Origin of the sequence: Pseudomonas sp. SLFW, assembly GCF_009905615.1 — a bacterium.
GTDB lineage: Bacteria > Pseudomonadota > Gammaproteobacteria > Pseudomonadales > Pseudomonadaceae > Aquipseudomonas > Aquipseudomonas bambusae.
Map to the genome: position 1 here is coordinate 285535 of NZ_JAAAKW010000004.1, position 17976 is coordinate 303510.

16 protein-coding genes and 3 pseudogenes are annotated in these 17976 nt (G+C 56.1%); 10 read left to right on the forward strand and 9 right to left on the reverse strand.

What is annotated here, in order from left to right:
• The first annotated feature begins 1 nt into the window (after position 1).
• Genes GVN17_RS09685 through GVN17_RS09695 form a run of 3 tightly spaced genes read left to right on the forward strand, consistent with a single transcriptional unit; the run spans position 2 to position 2508 of the window.
• Positions 2 to 631: an FMN-dependent NADH-azoreductase gene (locus GVN17_RS09685; RefSeq protein ID WP_166595030.1), complete on the forward strand. Its 630-nt coding sequence runs from the start codon at positions 2 to 4 to the stop codon at positions 629 to 631.
• Positions 624 to 1370 (forward strand): NAD(P)-dependent oxidoreductase, encoded by a 747-nt coding sequence (locus GVN17_RS09690; protein ID WP_166595031.1) that lies wholly within the window; start codon positions 624 to 626, stop codon positions 1368 to 1370. The genes GVN17_RS09685 and GVN17_RS09690 overlap by 8 nt, the downstream gene beginning before the upstream one ends.
• Positions 1351 to 2508, forward strand: coding sequence for a hypothetical protein (locus tag GVN17_RS09695; protein ID WP_256665163.1), 1158 nt, complete (start codon positions 1351 to 1353; stop codon positions 2506 to 2508). Before GVN17_RS09690 ends, GVN17_RS09695 begins: the two co-directional genes overlap by 20 nt.
• 59 nt (positions 2509 to 2567) lie before the next feature.
• Here GVN17_RS09695 and GVN17_RS09700 read toward each other — a convergent pair whose 3' ends face one another.
• The 3 genes from GVN17_RS09700 to GVN17_RS09710 all read right to left on the reverse strand — a co-directional run bounded on the left by GVN17_RS09700 (position 2568) and on the right by GVN17_RS09710 (position 4961).
• The gene (locus tag GVN17_RS09700) at positions 2568 to 2888 is read right to left on the reverse strand and encodes an antibiotic biosynthesis monooxygenase family protein (RefSeq protein WP_166595032.1); all 321 of its coding nucleotides are present in this window, start codon (positions 2886 to 2888) and stop codon (positions 2568 to 2570) included.
• 149 nt (positions 2889 to 3037) lie between these two features.
• Positions 3038 to 4525, reverse strand: coding sequence for a PLP-dependent aminotransferase family protein (locus tag GVN17_RS09705; RefSeq protein ID WP_166595033.1), 1488 nt, complete (start codon positions 4523 to 4525; stop codon positions 3038 to 3040).
• Positions 4526 to 4766: 241 nt separating this feature from the next.
• A complete protein-coding gene (locus GVN17_RS09710; protein ID WP_166595034.1) occupies positions 4767 to 4961 on the reverse strand; it encodes a co-regulatory protein PtrA N-terminal domain-containing protein in 195 nt (64 codons plus the stop codon).
• A gap of 405 nt (positions 4962 to 5366) precedes the next feature.
• On the opposite strand from GVN17_RS09710, the gene GVN17_RS09715 reads away from it, so the two are divergent.
• The 3 genes and pseudogenes from GVN17_RS09715 to GVN17_RS29920 form a co-directional block, all read left to right on the forward strand.
• Entirely contained in the window at positions 5367 to 5606 is a 240-nt protein-coding gene (locus tag GVN17_RS09715) for an STN domain-containing protein (protein WP_166595035.1), read from the forward strand.
• A 484-nt stretch (positions 5607 to 6090) separates the two neighbouring features.
• Positions 6091 to 6495: pseudogene (locus GVN17_RS29915) on the forward strand (cache domain-containing protein); the annotation flags it as partial.
• Positions 6496 to 7314: 819 nt separating this feature from the next.
• Positions 7315 to 7845, forward strand: a pseudogene (locus GVN17_RS29920) (methyl-accepting chemotaxis protein); the annotation flags it as partial.
• 103 nt (positions 7846 to 7948) lie between these two features.
• Here GVN17_RS29920 and GVN17_RS09725 read toward each other — a convergent pair.
• From GVN17_RS09725 to GVN17_RS09735, 3 genes are all read right to left on the reverse strand, one after another.
• Complete coding sequence (locus tag GVN17_RS09725; protein WP_166595037.1) at positions 7949 to 9436, reverse strand: PhoPQ-activated pathogenicity-related family protein; 1488 nt, start codon at positions 9434 to 9436, stop codon at positions 7949 to 7951.
• 11 nt (positions 9437 to 9447) lie between these two features.
• Positions 9448 to 9948 carry an MEKHLA domain-containing protein gene (locus GVN17_RS09730; protein ID WP_256665165.1) on the reverse strand — a complete coding sequence of 167 codons (501 nt, stop codon included), beginning with the start codon at positions 9946 to 9948 and terminating at the stop codon, positions 9448 to 9450.
• A 421-nt stretch (positions 9949 to 10369) separates the two neighbouring features.
• Positions 10370 to 11347: a dipeptidase gene (locus tag GVN17_RS09735; RefSeq protein WP_166595038.1), complete on the reverse strand. Its 978-nt coding sequence runs from the start codon at positions 11345 to 11347 to the stop codon at positions 10370 to 10372.
• Positions 11348 to 11531: 184 nt separating this feature from the next.
• Here GVN17_RS09735 and GVN17_RS09740 point away from each other — a divergent pair, with 184 nt between their 5' ends.
• The 3 genes from GVN17_RS09740 to GVN17_RS09750 all read left to right on the forward strand — a co-directional run bounded on the left by GVN17_RS09740 (position 11532) and on the right by GVN17_RS09750 (position 14024).
• The gene (locus GVN17_RS09740; protein WP_166595039.1) at positions 11532 to 12098 is read left to right on the forward strand and encodes a LuxR C-terminal-related transcriptional regulator; all 567 of its coding nucleotides are present in this window, start codon (positions 11532 to 11534) and stop codon (positions 12096 to 12098) included.
• Between the two features lie 212 nt (positions 12099 to 12310).
• The gene (locus GVN17_RS09745) at positions 12311 to 12487 is read left to right on the forward strand and encodes a hypothetical protein (protein ID WP_166595040.1); all 177 of its coding nucleotides are present in this window, start codon (positions 12311 to 12313) and stop codon (positions 12485 to 12487) included.
• Between the two features lie 193 nt (positions 12488 to 12680).
• Positions 12681 to 14024 (forward strand): OprD family porin, encoded by a 1344-nt coding sequence (locus GVN17_RS09750; protein ID WP_371928519.1) that lies wholly within the window; start codon positions 12681 to 12683, stop codon positions 14022 to 14024.
• 115 nt (positions 14025 to 14139) lie between these two features.
• Here GVN17_RS09750 and GVN17_RS29925 read toward each other — a convergent pair whose 3' ends face one another.
• Positions 14140 to 14970: a methyl-accepting chemotaxis protein gene (locus GVN17_RS29925; RefSeq protein WP_371928525.1), complete on the reverse strand. Its 831-nt coding sequence runs from the start codon at positions 14968 to 14970 to the stop codon at positions 14140 to 14142.
• A 27-nt stretch (positions 14971 to 14997) separates the two neighbouring features.
• Positions 14998 to 15873, reverse strand: a pseudogene (locus GVN17_RS29930) (cache domain-containing protein); the annotation flags it as partial.
• A gap of 748 nt (positions 15874 to 16621) precedes the next feature.
• Here GVN17_RS29930 and GVN17_RS09760 point away from each other — a divergent pair.
• Positions 16622 to 17362 carry an SDR family NAD(P)-dependent oxidoreductase gene (locus tag GVN17_RS09760; RefSeq protein WP_166595043.1) on the forward strand — a complete coding sequence of 247 codons (741 nt, stop codon included), beginning with the start codon at positions 16622 to 16624 and terminating at the stop codon, positions 17360 to 17362.
• A gap of 120 nt (positions 17363 to 17482) precedes the next feature.
• Here the strand turns inward: GVN17_RS09760 and GVN17_RS09765 are convergent, their stop codons facing one another.
• Complete coding sequence (locus tag GVN17_RS09765) at positions 17483 to 17956, reverse strand: hypothetical protein (RefSeq protein WP_166595044.1); 474 nt, start codon at positions 17954 to 17956, stop codon at positions 17483 to 17485.
• Positions 17957 to 17976 lie beyond the last annotated feature (20 nt).

Here is a 17976-nt window from a genome sequence, read left to right on the forward strand (position 1 = left end):
AATGAACAACTTACTTGTCATCAGTTGCAGCCCGAAGGGCGTGAAGTCTCCCGGCGACCAACTGGCCAAGGAAATGATTGAGGGGCTGCGTCGCGCTACCCCGGAACTTTCCGTTTCGACACTGGATCTGGTCGCCAACCCGGTGTCACCGATCAGCGATGCCTATGCCCAAGCCATTATCAGCGGGGCCAGCAACGATGACCCTGCCCTCGCCGAATCCGAGCGTCTGATCACCCAACTGGAGCAATGTGACGCGTTGGTCATTACGACGCCCATTCACAATTTCACGCTGCCGGCGGCGTTGAAGCTGTGGGTCGACAACGTGGTGCGCGCGCGCCGTACGTTTACGGCCGGCCCCAGCGGAAAAGTGGGGTTGCTACAGGACAGACCCGTGTACGTCGTCATCTCGTCCGGTGGCGTGCATCGCGGGCCGGCCGCCAGCCAGCCCGAATTCATTACCGCTTACCTGCGTCATGTCCTTGGCTGTGTCGGCTTGCTGGATGTGCATTTTATCCATCTGCAGGCCATGGCTGCAGGCCCTCAGTACGTCTCGGCCTCGATCGCGGATGCCCGGCGCCAGTTCAGCGAGACTCCCCTATTTTCAAACCTGGAGGCACTCCTCAATGAGTAAAAATATTTTTTTGGCAGGCGCTACCGGTGTGATTGGAAGTACCTTGGTCAAGCTGCTCGTGGACGACGGTTATACGGTGTTTGGCAGCACTCGGCGCGAAGATCGAGCGGACTACCTTCGCGCTCTCGGTGCCGAGCCGGTCGTGGTGGACGTGTTCGACCGTGAGAAGCTGTGTGACGCGCTGATTCAGATCAAGCCCTCGGCAGTCGTGCATCAACTCACCGATCTTCCTCGCGGGCTCGACCCTGCTCAGATGGCAGCGGCCATTGCCCGAAACGCCAGAGTGCGAACTGAAGGTACAGGCAATCTGATCGCGGCCATGCTTGAGTCTGGATGCGAGAGTATCGTCGCCCAAAGCATCGCTTGGGCCTATGCGCCAGCCACGAAACCCTACGAAGAAGACGCCGAACTGGACATCAACGCCGAAGGCTTGCGACAGGTGAGTGTCGGCGGCATCGTCGCCCTTGAACAGCAAGTGCTGCACACACCGCAGATTCATGGCGCCGTACTGCGCTATGGCCATTTGTACGGACCGGGCACCGGCACGGACCAGCCTTCGGGGGCCAGCCCGCTTCATGTGGTAGCTGCGGCCTACGCGGCGTTGTTGGCATTGCGGCTGAACGTCCGGGGCGTGTTCAACGTCGCCGAGGAAAACGCCGAAGTGACCAGCGAGAAAGCCCGACGAGTGCTGGGCTGGGTTCCCGAACTTCGTTTGTCCCATGCGCTGTCTGTCCAATAACGATCCATCAGAGTGCCCGCCAAAAACGGGCATCACTGACGCGTGTACAGGCTTCAGTCACAGGAAAACCTATATGTTCAACACATCACGGCTGAGCGTGGCCAGCGCCGCAGTCGCCGATGGCTTATCCATAAAAGCCAAAGGCACGATCGGCATTTGCGCCATCAGCGCAGCGCTGTACCCCTGGTTGCTGGACGTTTTTCATTGGGCTGTCACGATGGAGAACGGGGAGGGCGTCAAGGGTTCGCTTTCCGCCCCAAATACTGGCATTGCCACGTTGATGCTCATCGCGGCATTTGCAGTGCCGCTGACCTGTCTGGCCATGGCAGGTCGCGCCCTGGAAGGTGAGTCGGATGCCAGAGCCCGCCGATTCGCTTTGCTGGCCATGACAGCACCGACGGCTTATGTCTTCTTCGGGGTCGTGACTTACATGCTCGGAAGCAAGATCCCTGATACATGGATGTGGACGCCGATCTGGCTGCTCATCGGGTATCGGGTGATGACCTTGAAAGCGTCCGCTTCCGCTGCTCAGACGAAGCCCTCGCCGCAGCTAAGGGTTGCCCACGGCATTGCCGGTACTGTCGCTGCACTCTATGTCATGTTTCACGTCACCAATCATTTGTTCGGGCTCGTAGGACCCGATGCGCACGCGGCGGTCATGGATGTCGGGCGCACCGTGTACCGCTCCACGTTCATCGAACCTCTGTTGGTGGCGGTGATGCTGTTCCAGATCGGTTCCGGGCTGCGATTGGCGTGGACATGGAGCGATAGTTCGGGCGATCCCTACCGTATTTATCAGATCGCTTCCGGCGTGTTCATGTCGGTGTTCATTCTCGGGCATATGAACTCGGTGTTCATTTTTGCGCGAACTTATCTGGGCATCCCGACAGAATGGGCATTTGCGGCAGGCCTGCCGACCGGTCTGATTCACGATCCGTGGAATATTCGCTTATTGCCCCATTACGCGTTGGGCGTGTTTTTCGTATTGACCCATCTTGTATCAGGTCTGCGGGTGGTGCTCTTGGCGCATGACGTGGCTGAATCGAAAGCCAACCGAGTCTGGTGGGCAGGGGCAGGCATCAGTTCGATGGTCGCGACAGCGATCATGTGTGGGATGACCGGTTTGCGCCTGGCATAACGTTTGATCGCCTGACGCTTCAGCGCTGGCCTTACAGAAACCAAGAGCCTCTGTTCATGTCACGATGAACGAGGCTCTTTGTTATTGGGTTCAAGCACGGTGTGATGAAAACTCAGGCTGTACACGATGTTGGATTCAAGCAGCGTTGAAAATGTTTGTAGCGCAGGATTAAGAAAGTGGCCGTTCATGCAGTCCGGGCAACTCCAGTGCCCCGTCACCACCAATAACGCTGGTTGGCTTTTACTTTCAACAGCCCCGTAAGACAGGCAGCCTGACTGAGCGTGAAATTGTTCAGTCATTTCTGATAACACACTAAGAACATGGGCTGTCTGGCCAGGTTTTGTCTTGACGGTCACCGTATTAATGGCGGCAATTCGCATGAGAATTCTCCGAGTGCTCGTGAGTGTTGTCTTTTAACGCTCGACGCGTTGCGACGACGTGTTCAGATTACGCGTATAGACGTCCGATACCACTTCCAATCGCCACAAAACACACGGGTCCAATGCCTATGTTTGATGGAGGTTGACGGTCACGATTTATAGGTCGGTAATGAAGGGTTTTCGCGCAGTTTGTCTTGACTCTGATGAAAGGGCGTTTGCAGGAGCTCCTGTAAGCGATCGAAGGCGGGGTCGATATCCATCGTTTCAATAGCACCAAATCCCAGTAATAAGCCCGGCTGGGGTTCGGTCTGGTAATAATAGCGTTCGATTGAATACAACCCGATGCCGGACTGAAAGGCACGCTCAATCAAATAGTTCACATCCACGTCGGTTTTGAATCGCGCGGCGATATGTAACCCTGCTGTCGTGGGAATAACATCGAGCCAAGGAGCAAGATCGTTTTCCAGCCGGTTCAGAATGCGCTGTCGGCGGTTGGCGTAGATCGCGTGGCATCGCCTTACATGTTTCAGCAGGCCGCCGTCGGCAATGAATCGCGTGAGCGCCCATTGGGGGATCGTGGACGTGTGCCAGTCTGAAATGAGTTTCGCTTTAATGACCGCGCCAATGATCGAAGGTGGCAGGACGGCGTAGCCGATGCGCAATTCGGGCAGCATCGTCTTGGAGAAAGTGCCGACAAATGCAACGAGACCGTATTCGTCCATCGTCTTCAGCGAGTCGGTCGGGCGCCCTTCGTATCGGAACTCGCTGTCATAGTCATCTTCGATGATCAACGCACCCAGTTCGCGGGCGCGCTCAATTAATGCTCGTCTGCGCGCCATGCTCATTGGCATGCCCAGTGGAAACTGATGTGCGGGGGTTACGTAGATCAGCTGAGTGCCGTCCGGGATCAGGTCAGCTCTGATGCCTTCATCGTCTACAGGTACGCCCACTACCTTGGCCCCATGGGAGGCGAAAAGACGACGCGCAGGGGGGTAGCCGGGGTCTTCGACGGCCACGACGATGCCGGGCTCAAGAACGACGCGGGCAATCAGGTCCAATGCCTGTTGAGTGCCGTTGCAGACAACAATGTCGCTGAGCAGACACGTCAAACCCCGAGAAAATGCGATGTATTGCGCGATCGCATGGCGTAAGGGCGGGATGCCTTCAGGTCGGTTGTAGGAACCGGCTGTCGTTTGAATTCGCCGTAGCGCGTAATTGACACAACGTCGCCATTCATCTTGGGGGAATGCACCGATATGCGTCGCGCCGCCCACAAAATTGATGTCGGGGGTGCCTACCAGAGAATGGTCCGAGGGAGGCGCCGGGATGCGTTCCCAGCGCTCGATGATCGTGGCGCTCGCAAGCTGGGTTGCGATGAGTGGGTTGGGGCGCTTGCAGGGCGACGCGCTGACAAACGTCCCCTTCCCGACGACGCCGGTCACATAACTTTCATAGGTCAGCTGGGTGTACGTGTCTGAGACCGTCTTTCGGGAGATATTGAGTTGCTGAGCAAGTAGGCGACTGGGCGGGAGCTGAGACCCCGGCGCCAGGCGCCCGTTTTCTATCGCGTTCTTAAGTTGCTCATAAAGTTGCTCAGACAGCTTCTTTCGCCCCTGAATGACGACATGTAATTCCACTGTGTGCCTCTCATGAATAGACTGGAACGAGCGTCAGACTACCTCACGCACGAGAAGCATTGGCGTGGTACAGCAATATTCTCCTGTTTAGGGACAGTCATCCGTTTTCAGGCGTTGAGACAGCCACGGGCAGTGGATAGAGGGCGTCGTTGATGCATGCTCTTGATTATCTCAACAGCATCCCGTGTCACCGGTTGTCGTGACATAGTGTTTGTCAAGATGTTTTACGGTTGTTGCTTAGTTAGCATTTATCCTTGTGGGAATTCTCTGTCTTGTCGGGTGCCTTATCGCTGATCGTCGGGGTTGCCGCATCGGACTGCGCTTTTTGTTTTGCCTCCATCGCTGCATTTCTCAACAACTCCATTCGCTCGAATACCATATCGCCACCGCCTTCCGCATGGCTGTAAACACTGACACTCGACAATATCATGAGCATTGCAATCCTTGATTTTTTCACGGAACACCTCGTAGGGTTAAATACATTTCGTTATCGATGCTAAGTCAACCGCGGGGGCGATTGAATATCCAATCCGTGAAAAAAGTTACGGTCCAGGTGGCCACGTTCATTATCGATAGACCGGTGTTGGTCTACTCATTTTCGTAAAAATTGGAGATGTTTATGCGTGATAAAAATCTATAGGCTTCGCCCGGTTTTTAACAGTTCGCGTCGTCCGTAGCAGTGGCTGTGACGCCACTGACGTCACATTTAACGAAGGGCGGCGGTTTTATGTTTCAGCGAGCGGGGCTGTTTGTTTGCGCGGTGTTGGGGGCTTCGATGCTTTTGGATTCTTGCTCACCTGAGTTGACTCACCCTCCCGGGCACGATGCAGCGCACACCGCGATGATCCGTTTCGATGTTCCGCAAGGCGATCTCGGTGCGGCGGTGCTCCGTTTTGGAGAGCAGGCTGGCGTGTGCCTCGCCTTTGATCCCGAGATGACTCGCGGGAAAACGACGCAGGGGCTGTCTGGCACCTATGCCGTGTCGGTCGCGCTGCGCATGTTGGTGAAAGATTCAGGCGTGAATGTCGTGCTGCTTTCCGGGTCCCGCTATCGCCTCGAACCGTCGGGTTCGGCGCTTTGAGAGCCAGCTCTTTTGTACGCCTCCCCTGAATCGAGAACACCTCCCGCGAACCACGGTATAGATGCCGTGCAGAGGCGAGCTGCGACCGTTTCCAAACCCAAAGAAAGCCACGTCGCCTGACCCCGCTGTTGCGAAGCGAGGGCGATGGACATTGACGCGCTATCCCATGCATTCCCTCCCATGACTCCCGTCAGCGTCAGTCGATGAAAACCTCAAATCCGACGGCGTAAACCTCAACCTTGTTTCGAGAGCTGATATGTCTCAACGCACCCTGCTTTTCAAGCTGTTCTGGACGGCATTAACCGGCACTCTGGGGGTGCTTGTTCTGTTGATAGGCTCGATTGCCTATCTGTCGTATGGCACCTCCCTCAAGGAAAATGCCGAGCGGGTCGACGCCACCGTCAAGACCAACGTCGCTCAGGTCGAAACGCAATTCGGGGTGGGCTGGACGGTTGCCGAGTCAGTGGCCAGTGCCGCGCTGGCAATGCATCGGGCTCAAGTAAGCCGGCAGGCTGCGGACGAAGTGACGCACCAGATATTCGAATCCAATCCGCAGTTATTGGGTTTGGGGCATTACTGGGAGCCGGACGCCTTTGATGGCAAGGATGCGGAGTTCGTCAATCACCCGGGTCATGATTCCACGGGCCGATATGTCGTGTACTGGAACCGGTCCAGTGGCCGCGTAGGCTCGGAGCCGCTGGTCAACTATGTGCCAGAAGGACCTGATAATCAGTATTACTACCGGCCGCTGCGCACACGCGAAGCATGGGCAACCGACCCGTACGCGTACAGCACCAACAGCGGTCAGCAACTGATGATGGTGTCCATCATGATCCCGTTGGTCGAAAACGGGAAAGCCATCGGTGCCGCAGGTGTGGACATTCCCCTGTCGGGCATCACTCAACAATTGGCGAAGATCGATCTCTTCAACGGCTACGGGGCGTTGATTTCAACCGACGGGTTGTACGCCAGTCATCCTGACTCAGCCCGCTGGGGCAAGCAGGTAGAGAACATCCCGGAAGCTGCGCGAGAAGCCATCAAGGCCGGCCAGCATTACGCATTCCAGCGTGATGGGTGGGAGTACGTCCTGGAGCCTGTGCGGATCGGCAAATCACCCAATCATTGGTCCCTGATGGTGGCGTACCCGATCGAAGTCGCGATGGCCGGCATTCACCATTTCCTGGTGACGGCAATGTTCGTCGGTCTCGGCGGCCTGCTGATACTTGCGCTTGCGCTGTGGATCGTCTTGCGTTGGCAGATTCGCCCTCTGTCGACACTGACGGTAGGCATACAGGGGTGGCAAGGTCACCTGGGGTTGCGTTTCCAGGCGAGCAGTCAGGATGAAACCGGACGCCTGGCCACCGCATTCAATCAGTTCATCAGTCGTCTCGGCGTGCTCGTCAGCGCGATTCGAGAAGGCAGCACGGTGCTCCTTCAGACCTCTGATCTGTTGAATACCACCACCACGTCCGTCGCGGAGCGCGCTACCGTACAACACACCGCCACGGAAGAAATGGGACAGGGCGTCGCTGCACTTGCACAGTCGGTCAGCGAGGTCTCCCATCAAGCGGAGGATATGGAAAGCGTGGCACGTGATACCGAAACCCTCACGTCGAAGATGTCAGCTGAAATGGCACTCACCGTTGCAGGCATCACGCACATCGATCACACCATGGACACCGTCGCGCAGACTGTCGAGGGGCTGGAAAGGCGTTCGCAGGATATTGCGGGCATCATCGCCGTCATTCGAAGCATTGCGGATCAGACGAATCTGTTGGCGTTGAATGCCGCCATTGAGGCCGCCCGTGCCGGAGAGCATGGCAGGGGGTTTGCGGTGGTGGCCGACGAGGTCCGGCAACTGGCGGAGCGCACGAGCGGTTCAACCCGCGAGATCGGTGTCATGATCGGTGCGATTGGCGAAGACGTGAAAAACACGGTCGCGAATGTCAGCGAAGTGAGGCATGCCGTCAGCGACGGCGTGGCGCAGTTGAACGCCTCGGCCGAAGGGGTGGAGCAGGTCGGTCAGCACATTCAGAACATGCTGCTGCGCATCAGCGAGGTCGCGCGCCAGACCCAAAGTCAGGCGGCGACGGGGGAGCAACTGTCGATGGCAGTGCAGGGGATCAGTCGTGTGTCGGAGCAGAATGACGCTGCCATCCGCACATTGCTCGCACAGTCTCATCAGTTGCGCCACCAGGCGAGCTCGCTGGAACTTCAACTGGCTGAGTTCAGGGACTGAGCGCGGGAAGCATCCAGGGGCCGTCCGCTTGCCGCGTCCGCCCCTGTCAGCCGAGATCTCCGGCTTCGTCCAAAAATGCCCATCCGGGATGGGCGTACCGGGGCTATCTTCCCGGCAATGTCTGACAGGCGCCGCCGCTGGACGGCGGCGCCTGCTCGGGAAATTTCCCCTGTGGTGTGATGAACGCAGGTGTCGTGGCGATAAAGCCGTCCTTGTAGGTCGCTTCGATGAAGGACGCCCGCCATCCGCCAGACTCTTCCGGGATTTTCACAGACAATATTTTGCCATCGGCAGGCGCCTCCACCACCTCTGCGCTGTATCGAACACCACACGCATAGCGAAAGTCCCGTGCCGATGAATTCTCTGCGCTCCACAACTTGAGTTGGCTCGGCTGTTCAGAGAGCTGCACCTGTATGAACTGTTCATGACCTTTGGAAACCAGTCGTGCGTCAAGGTCGGGGAGTGTGGCGTTTCTCTGCAGGCGGTTGAGCAGGCTGATCAACGCCGGTGTGCTGACATTCCGAATGCCTGCGTGATCGGAGTTGGGCACCAGCCGGAGCGCTTTTTCGCCAGGAAGACGGTGGTAATAACGGCGTGCGTTGTCTGGCACGAAGAAGTCGTCACCGCTGGCGTTTATCAAATACTTGGGGATGGAAAGCCTGCTTCGATAGCGGGTATTGGCGTATTGAGAAGGGTCCTGGATCTGCATGAGACTGGCGAACGCATCCGTGTCGATCTTTTCGGTAATCCCCTCCGCATAGTAGGGCGCGAACGCGATAGGCCAGTTTCCGCCGTAGCTTCGGTAAATGTGTTTGAAGGTGGCTTTGGTATCGAACAAGTCGGTCACGAGCGGGGCGATCGCGACCACCCGGCGGTCAGCGATTGAAGTGAGCCAGGCTGTCCAGCCACGTTTTGAGGCGCCTGAAAGGATGAACTGATCGACCGCCCAGGATTTGAGTTCAGCTTGTGCCAGGTCCATGGTGCGCGAGACCGCCGCCACCATCGGTACCTGCAGAGGCAACGTGGCACGTTGCTGAGGATTTACCATGAACAGGCGCCAGCTTTGTGCCGCGCTGACATCCTCTCGCGAGGGCGGGTTCGTGCCCAGTGTCAAGAATTGGTTAGGGATGTTGCTGACCGCAACAACGATGGTGTGAGTGCTTCGTGCGATCTCTGCGAGTTGTTCCTGGCTGAAATCATTGGCAGGAAACGGTTGCTGGTTGCCAGACACGTGGTTGGTTCCGTTGCTGACGATCAGCAGCGCTTTGCGACGAATTGCGTGGTCCGGGATGTACAGATCAACGTCGTGTGACCATTGCGCCGGAGAGACGATGTCGCCGGGGGACCACTCCTGGGAGGTAAGTTGAAAGCTGTTCAGGCTGACGCCAGGCAGTTCCGTGCTGCCTTTTTTCTGGTAGATCAAAGGTTGGCTGGCGATGTGCTTGACGTAACACGGCAACACCGATGTGTCGCTCGATTCTGACGGTTTGGCACATTGCGTTCCGATGGCGGTGTCTGCCAGACAGGCAGTGATGGGGGCGGTCAGGCACAGCGCGAGAGAGGCCCTGACCAGTCGTGCGGAAGTTTTCATGAGGAGGTTATCTATCTAGGGTCAATTTGGATGATTCTTGCGACAGTGTCCGGATGCGGCCAGAACAGCGCCGCTTGCCCGAGACGTGTGCCTGTTTCGTCCCTCACCTCCCAGACGATGCCGTCGTAAATCATGAAAGCGTGGCCATACCGGTCTACGCGATAGCCCGTGTATCCCGAGGCGACGCCCTTGGTTTCGACGATGTTCAGAAGCGCTTGGCGAGCCTCCCGATCAACGCTCGATGCGCTGAACCTGGACGGCATGCCGCAAAAAATCTCTCGGCTGTATTTGAAGCAACGCAGTGCACACTCATTGCCGTATGTGAAAACCGGGTCGTCATCATTGTTGTGAAACACCAGGCTATAGGGCGCTTCTCGGTGGATCCACGCTGCGCGAGAGTGGGGATCAATCAGCGGACACGGAAGATGCTCACCTGTCCACTGCCGGTAGGTACTGTCCAGAAGGTTCAAGGTGGCGTTCAGTGCTGGATCTTCTTCTGCCATGGCGTTCATCTAGGCTGTCTCCATTACCCTGCGGCATTCCCATGATGTGGAATTCAAGCGGGTGGTGCGTTGGCGGATATAACGTCACTTGCTCAAGCCGTGACATTGACGACCGACGAGGCTAGCGGAAGGGGTAGGGGGGTTAAACGGCCAATTTCCGTTTTTACGTCGAGCCAAAGTCAGGCGCAGGCTTTACAAAACCTTCGCTCACTTCGTCTTCCCGGGCGGCATTCGGGGAGGAGGGAGGGCACTGTCCGATGTTGTGGTGTATGCATGTCGGGTGACAGTGGAGTTATCACTGGAAAACTCCACCCCCACGTATGAGAAGGCAGACGCAGTCGAAAGCTAGTTGTTCAAGGGGAGCGACTGCCACGCATCCGAGGCCAGAGCGCGATCGGCAAGGGCGCTACGAACGTGGCGGTCAGGCGGATCACTCCCCCCAAACGTCCTTGAGGACATTGAGCCAGTTACCCCCCATGATCTTGCCGACCACGCGTTCGGAATGCCCACGCTTGAGCAACGTCTCCGTCAGATTCGGGAACTCGCCTATCGTGCGCAACCCCAGTGGGTTGATGACTTTGCCAAAGTTTGTCAGGCGCCGCGCGTAGCCCTTGTCGTGAGTCAAGTATTCGAAAAACTCATGACCGTGCCCCTGCGTGAAATCAGTACCGATGCCGATGGCATCTTCACCCACGATGTTCATGGTGTACTCGATGGCTTCGGCATAATCATCCACCGTGGAGTCGATACCTTTCGCCATGAAGGGCGCGAAATGGGTCACCCCGACAAAACCACCATGGTCAGCAATGAACCTGAGTTCTTCGTCTGACTTGTTGCGCGGATGCTGCTTGAGGCCCGTAGGCAAACAATGGGAATAACAGACCGGCTTTTTCGAAGCCAGAATCACCTCTTCGCTGGTCTTCGGGCCCACGTGAGACAGGTCGCACATGATGCCAACGCGGTTCATTTCGGCAACGACCTCATGCCCAAAACCCGAAAGGCCGCCATCGCGCTCATAACATCCGGTACCCACGAGATTTTGCGTGTTGTAGCACATCTGTACGATACCGACGCCCAGTTGCTTGAAGATATCCACGTAACCCAATTGATCTTCAAAGGCATAGGTATTTTGAAAACCAAAGAAAATGCCTGTCTTTCCAGTGGCCTTGGCTTCGAGGATGTCGGCGGTGGTGCGTACCGGCAACACCAAGTCGCTATTGTCCCGCATAAGTTTCTGGTTGGCGGCAATGCAGTCGACGGTTGCTTTAAACCCTTCCCAGACTGACACGGTACAGTTCGCGGCCGTTACCCCACCTTTGCGCATGTCCTCGAACAGCGCTCTGTTCCATTTCGCAATGATTAACCCATCAATGATGATGCTGTCATTGTGTAAAGCCTGTGCACTCATACATTCGCTCCGTTATTTTGGAAGGGCAGGGGAATTCAGCTCGCTCTTTCTGAGCCAGGCACTTGTCGCAATAATATTTCTGGTGCGATCATAGGCCCCACTGCAGGGGTGTTCCATGTTTTCCAATCACCTAGGTGATTGATAATGTCCCCGGACCCTTCATGCATCACGTCAGGAGAATAAGATGGAAGTTGAAACATTGGCGTCCCATTCAGACCTGCTCCTGCATCACCTTCCCATCGCTGTAATCATTGCCAGCCATCGAAAGATCACACGGTGTAATGCCTGTGCATTGGAGATGTTTCGCGCAACTTCCGAACAGGTCATTGGCGCGTCCTTTGAAGTGCTCTACCCGGAACGCAAGGACTTCGAAGTGGCGGCTCAACATTTTGGTCCACTGTTGTCGAGGCACATCAATTTTCAAGAGAACCGGCTAATGCGTCGCCTGGACGGCACGCATTTCTGGGCAACGGTGAGAGGCTACGGCTTCAACGCCCATGCCCCGTACGAATTGGCGACCTGGGTATTCACGGACGTCCCTGACGGTGAACAAAACCACCGGGACCAGCGGGTCATTCTCACCGCGCGCGAAAGAGACGTTGCAGCCCTCATGGTTGACGGGTTGACGAGCAAGGAGGCTGCCAGGCGCCTGGCTATCAGTCCCCGCACGGTGGACATTCACCGCTGTAATCTATTGAAAAAGTACGGTGTGAACACCACGGCTGAATTAGTGAAGCGTGTCATCCGCTAACGCTTAAACAGCAAGACTCGCAGGTCGCGAGCCGAAGGCCTGACGACAGATGTCACGGTTATAGTTCTCGCCCTTAGTTCAAGTCGATTCGCGTGTCAATATCAAATTTCGCAAGGATCATTCACCTCATTACCGTTTGATGGCGGGCGTGCTTTCTTTTTAAAGTTGCGCACCGTTATCAGACTTGCTACTGCAAGAAGGTTCAGATCAATATGTTTAAACTGCTCAGTGTCACCGGTGCTGTTATTGCACTTACAGTGATGGCGTCCGTCAGTGTTCGCGCCGAAGAGTCACAAGCATTTGTCGCACGCAATGCTCAACTCGACGCCGATCGCCACGACCATGCGCAAACCCTTGACGATAACGTCGCCAGTCGAGAACAAAAATAGCGCCGTTTTGCTATTGCCCTGTAGACGGTATCAGCGCACGTTCGCGCTTGGCGCGAATGTCGCAGACTACCGTCACCTAAAGACCCCACCTTTCAAATTAAAGCCGCTGTAGATGCGGCGTGAAGTGCATAAATAATAACAATACGGCGACGGCACCCTAGCGTCGCCAGTCGAATCAAAGAGGATGTTCATTGTGAAAGTTCACTACCCGCTTCGTAAGCTGTTCGTGGCGATGTCCGCCACAGCGTCCGTGACGGCTTATGCCGGTGACGATCAAGCTGCGGAGGCTGGATTCGTTGAGGGTGCCTCACTGACCGTTGACTTGAAAAACTATTATTTCAATCACGATCGACACAATGGCAAACAGGACAGTAAAGAGTGGGCCCAAGGATTCATTGGCGTGTTCCAGTCAGGGTTTACCCAGGGACCCGTGGGTTTTGGCGTGGACGCTATCGCCACCCTGGGGGTGAAACTGGACGGTGGCGGTGGGAGCGGTGGTTCATCCATTCTGCCGACCACAGCCCCCAATCCTGCCAAAGATAATCTCTACGGCAAAGCGCCGGACTCCTTCTCGTCGGCGGGTGGCGCAGTCAAGATGAAAGCGTTCGACACCGTGCTGATGGCGGGTGACATGTTGCTCAATAACCCAGTGATTGCCGGTGGGGCTACGCGGATGCTGCCGATGACCTTTCGCGGGGTCAGCGTGACCAACAACAGCATCGACCATCTCACCCTGGACGCGGGTCAAGTGAGCTTCAACAAACTGTTCAATCAGAGTGGGAACAGTCGCCTGGGCACCTATTACGGTACGTTGCCCGACGGTCAAAACAGCCAGCATATGAGCTGGATGGGCGCCTCGTACAACGGTGTTCCGGGGATGACGACGAGCCTTTACGCTTCGCAACTCAAAGACATCTGGAGCCAGTACTACTACGACCTGGATTACGTCTGGCAGGTGAGCGAGCAACTGAGCCTGAATCCCGGCTTTCACTACTATCACACACTGGACAGCGGCAAGGCCCTCTACGGCAGTATCAACAACAACACCTTCAGCGTGCATTTAGGCATGACATTAGAAAACCAGACGCTGATCGCCTCGATGCAAAAGGTCAATGGCAATACCCCCTTCGACTACATTCTGGACGGCGACAGCATTTACCTGGACAACTCGCAGCAGTGGTCGGACTTCAACGCCCCCGGCGAAAAATCCTGGAAACTGCAATACATCTATGACTTCGCTGGCTGGGGGCTTTCAGGACTTACCTCATCGATTTCCTACATTCGCGGCACGATGGATCTGACCAAGGCAACCACCGCTGTCGATTCCGGCTACAGCTACTACAACCCCGATGGCCGAGATGCCAAGCATTGGGAGCGTGACGCAGACATCAAATACACCGTGAAAGGGGGTGCCGCGAAAAATCTGTCAGTGCGTCTGCGCTGGGCGACTAACCGCGGCGGTGACGGGTATAAAGCGGTCGATCACAACGCGGATGAATACCGGGTGATCGTGGACTATCCCATTAATATCTTCTGAGTTGCCTCGGTCCGGTCTTTGCGCCACTGATTTTTTGCATGGCTGTTGTCCTGAGGTATCCCCGAGTGTTCGGACCGATAATCTCCTCGCATCCAATCCGAACACTCATGGGTGCCTAGACGCGAAACTGCTCAAGCAACTGGCTCAGTTGGCTGGAGACCTGATCGAGATGGTGACTGGCGACGTTAGCCGCTTCGGCTGTCTGTGCAGTGTCACGCGCCAGGCTGGCGGTCTGGGAAATGTTCTGATTGATCTCCTCGACCACATTCGCCTGCTGCAATGTTGCACTGGCGATCGAGACGTTCAGCCCACTGAGATTACGCAGCGCCCCCGCTATCCGGTCCAGGCTCGCACCCGCCGCGCGGGATTGCTCCACCGTCAATCGGGCGACCTCACTGCTTTGATTGATGACATTCACGGCGGCGCTCGACTTGGCCTGCAGCGACTCGATCATGGTCTGGATTTCCGACGTCGACTGCTGTGTTCGTTGGGCCAGTAAACGCACCTCATCCGCCACGACTGCGAAGCCTCGACCCTGTTCTCCTGCGCGTGCGGCTTCGATCGCCGCATTAAGTGCCAACAGATTGGTCTGTTCCGCGATCGTACGAATCACTTCCAATACGCTCCCGATTTGGGTGCTGCCTTCAGCCAGTGTCTGGATGTCCGCCACGGCTTGCACAATGATCGTGGACAGCTCTTCGACCCGGCTGAGGCTGTGACCGATGCTGACCAGGCCGTGGTCAGCCTGCTGCTCCGCACTGCGCACTTCGCTTGAAGCTTGTTCTGCGTTTTTCGCGACGTCCTGGACGCTATAGGCCACCTCGTGGACTGCCGTTGCAACCTGTTCCATCTGCTGTGATTGCTGACCAAATTGCTGGCGTGCCGCACTGGAGCTTTCTTTCAACGAACGCGCCGAGTGGGCCAGGATTTGCGCAGACTCCAACATTTGCGCAATGACCCCGCGCAGCTTGGCCACAAACCCATTGAAAGAAATGGCCAATCCTGTCAGCTCGTCATTGCCGCCTACTTCAAGCTGGGCCCTCAGGTCGCTTTCACCGCTGGCGATGTTCGCCATGGCTTGGACAGTTCGCCGAAGGGGGAGAGAAATACTTCGCACGATAAAGCTGATCGTGGCCGTCAACAACAAAGCGATCAGCACACAGATCGCAACCGTCATCATCAACTCCGCACGAAACTGCGCTTTGATGTCATCCATGTAAACACCGGTGCCCAACACCCAACCCCACGGTTCGAAAAGCTCGACATAAGAGACTTTTTCCACCGGCTCTTCAAATCCCTGTTTCTTCCATCTGTAGCCAACGGTTCCGGAACCGTGCTCTTTGATGACCCGCGACATTTCAACGTTGAATGGAAAGCCATCGCTGTCTTTCAATCCAGTCAGGTCCTGTCCTTCCAGTTGGGTATTGACCGGATTCATTAACATGATCCGGTCCAGGGTCTGAATGAAAAAATATTCCTGGCCCGCATACCGCAAGCCGCGAACGGCTTGCTTCGCCTGTTCCTGTGCTTGCTCACGGCTCAGCTTGGAGGCTTGCTCCAGGTCATGAAAGTATCTGAATACCCCTTGGGTGTTCTCAACGGCGTTGCGGATTTGCTGCACTCTTTCGGTGTAGAGATTGTTATAACTCCTGACCAGCATCAGCGTTGCCAATGCAACCAACATCACCAGAGACACAACGAGAATCAACCAGAGTCGACGGGTAATAGGGATATTTCGTAGCGTTCGCATGATGAACTCCGCAGGATTCAGAAAGGCGATGCAAGGGGGAGGGCTGAGGGATGCCAAGCGCAACCTGAGGGCCCGGCCAGTGCGCATCCCGCACGTCATGAACGGTTTAAGTCGGTGCAGTGAGCGCGCCCCTTTGATGAATCAAAGCAAGGGGGGCCCGGTGCCAAGCACTGGAAAGCGTTGGCAGGCTTATAGAGGCGTAGCTGTTCGAGAGGAAGGCGCGGGCGCAGATCGATACCGATGAACCGCTCATGAGGGCCTTATTATTATGTTCGGTCATCTGACTCACCTGGCGCTCCGCAGAACGCACCAACCTTGTGAGGTGTCATGGGATTAGCGGGTCAATCGTTTCGAGGGGCCGTACAATCCTCAGTCCGACCCTGCAGACCTCTTTATTAAAAACGTTTAGACGAATGTCGAGTAATGACATTTTGCGATTCAACCATGCCCAAATTCATATGCCTCTTTAAGCCCCCGGCAGAACTCAACAATGTAACGCTGTTATTCGCCTTGGCATTGGATCGACGTAAAAGCTGAAATTGGTCATTTAATCCATCGAGCGCTTCCACTAGCCTCGTCCGGCGTCCTTACGACCTGACGCATCGCCTTTATCTATAAGCCGCCTCATCCCACGAACTTCCCCTCAGGCGAATAGGTATTCATGACCTGCGAGCGGGTGATCGCTCATGGTCAAAAAGACATAGAGCGTTGTCTTTAGGACATTTTTCTAGCAAGTCATAATGACTCTAACTGTTCATAACTCTCTGATAAATAACAATTATTAGTTATGGCACGGTATCTGTAATGCGTTGCTCAGTTTCAGGGCTAACACAAAAAGGAAAACGACATGAGTGAGTTCGATAAACGATTGGCTGTGGTCACAGGCGCAAGTTCCGGGATCGGGTTGGCGGTCACGGAGCGTCTATTGGACGCAGGTACGACCGTCATTGCCATGGCGCGTCGCGTCGGCGGACTTGAGCTTCTGCAGGAGAAATATTCAACCCGCTTACACCGGCTAAAAGGGGATGTCACCCAGGCCAGTGACCTGGAGCGGCTGGCAGGAATGGCTCGGGAACTCGGGCCTGTGGACTTCATCGTCCCGAACGCCGGCATCGCGATGCTGGCTCAAGGGACCGATACTGCCGCGTTCAATCGATTGTGGGAGGTCAATGGCGCCGCTGCCTTGAACACGGTGGCGGCCTTGAAAGAGCAACTGACGAAGCCTGCGAGCGTTGTATTCATCGGCACGTTTCTGTCGCGATTGGCGTTCCCCGGACTTGCCGGATACATCGCGTCCAAGACAGCGTTGATCAGTCACGCACGGACCCTGGCGGTCGAACTCGCCGCCAGCGATATTCGCGTGAATATCGTTTCTCCCGGCCCTACCGCGACGCCTATCTGGGGTTCCCTGGGGCTTGGCAATGTCGAGCTGTCGGAAGTCGCCAGTGCCGTGAACAGTCGGCTACTTGATGGGAAGTTTCTTGAGCCGCATGCGGTTGCTGATGTGATCCTGTGGCTGTTGTCCGCCGGCTCGCGAAGCATTTACGGTCAAGAGATCGTGGTGGACGGCGGATACACCTTGCGCTGAATGGGCCTTGGGAGTCACCGCACGGTGACTCCTCTCCCTCAGAGGCCGAAGGCCCGCGATCGGCGCGTCAGATGGGGCGCGGCGCCGATGAGCGCTACCGTAGATCACCCCATCTTTGGTTTACTTCATGCCTACAAGGCCCTTCGCCAAGGCCCGGTCTTTGGCATCGAGGTTGTGTGAGCTCATGCGCGTGTTGAGTGCGTTCTGGGCGTCGGACATCGCAGATTCCATGATCTGCAACTCGGCAATGGCGGCTTGCCGGCGAGACTTTTTAGTCTCTTCGGACAACGAGTCATCTTGCATGATCTGTTGAATCTCGCGCTGTTTTTCCGCCATGCGCTCCTGCAACTTGCGGATGTTTTTCAGCGCTTCTTTGACATCTTCCGGCAGCGAGGCTTTGTCGATGTCGGCGTATTTGTCATCCCCTGCTTCTCGCTTCGCGTCGCTGGAAATCTTGACCGTGAACGCTGGGCTGGCGCTATTGCTGTTGACCTGTGCGCTTGTCGTTGCGTCGGTCCCAGGCGGGCCAGGTGTTACCACGGGAGTCTGCAATGTCGTGGGGCTTAGAGGCGGTAATGGGTAAGAGATCTTCATGTCACTGTCACCACGTATGA

Excerpts from the sequence above, each read along its gene's own strand:
- GVN17_RS09685 (WP_166595030.1), top strand. The coding sequence starts at position 2 with ATGAACAACTTACTTGTCATCAGTTGCAGCCCGAAGGGCGTGAAGTCT.
- GVN17_RS09690 (WP_166595031.1), top strand. The coding sequence starts at position 624 with ATGAGTAAAAATATTTTTTTGGCAGGCGCTACCGGTGTGATTGGAAGT.
- GVN17_RS09695 (WP_256665163.1), top strand. The coding sequence starts at position 1,351 with ATGCGCTGTCTGTCCAATAACGATCCATCAGAGTGCCCGCCAAAAACG.
- GVN17_RS09700 (WP_166595032.1), bottom strand. The coding sequence starts at position 2,888 with ATGCGAATTGCCGCCATTAATACGGTGACCGTCAAGACAAAACCTGGC.
- GVN17_RS09710 (WP_166595034.1), bottom strand. The coding sequence starts at position 4,961 with ATGCTCATGATATTGTCGAGTGTCAGTGTTTACAGCCATGCGGAAGGC.
- GVN17_RS09715 (WP_166595035.1), top strand. The coding sequence starts at position 5,367 with ATGATCCGTTTCGATGTTCCGCAAGGCGATCTCGGTGCGGCGGTGCTC.
- GVN17_RS09725 (WP_166595037.1), bottom strand. The coding sequence starts at position 9,436 with ATGAAAACTTCCGCACGACTGGTCAGGGCCTCTCTCGCGCTGTGCCTG.
- GVN17_RS09730 (WP_256665165.1), bottom strand. The coding sequence starts at position 9,948 with ATGAACGCCATGGCAGAAGAAGATCCAGCACTGAACGCCACCTTGAAC.
- GVN17_RS09735 (WP_166595038.1), bottom strand. The coding sequence starts at position 11,347 with ATGAGTGCACAGGCTTTACACAATGACAGCATCATCATTGATGGGTTA.
- GVN17_RS09740 (WP_166595039.1), top strand. The coding sequence starts at position 11,532 with ATGGAAGTTGAAACATTGGCGTCCCATTCAGACCTGCTCCTGCATCAC.
- GVN17_RS09745 (WP_166595040.1), top strand. The coding sequence starts at position 12,311 with ATGTTTAAACTGCTCAGTGTCACCGGTGCTGTTATTGCACTTACAGTG.
- GVN17_RS29925 (WP_371928525.1), bottom strand. The coding sequence starts at position 14,970 with ATGTTGGAGTCTGCGCAAATCCTGGCCCACTCGGCGCGTTCGTTGAAA.
- GVN17_RS09760 (WP_166595043.1), top strand. The coding sequence starts at position 16,622 with ATGAGTGAGTTCGATAAACGATTGGCTGTGGTCACAGGCGCAAGTTCC.
- GVN17_RS09765 (WP_166595044.1), bottom strand. The coding sequence starts at position 17,956 with ATGAAGATCTCTTACCCATTACCGCCTCTAAGCCCCACGACATTGCAG.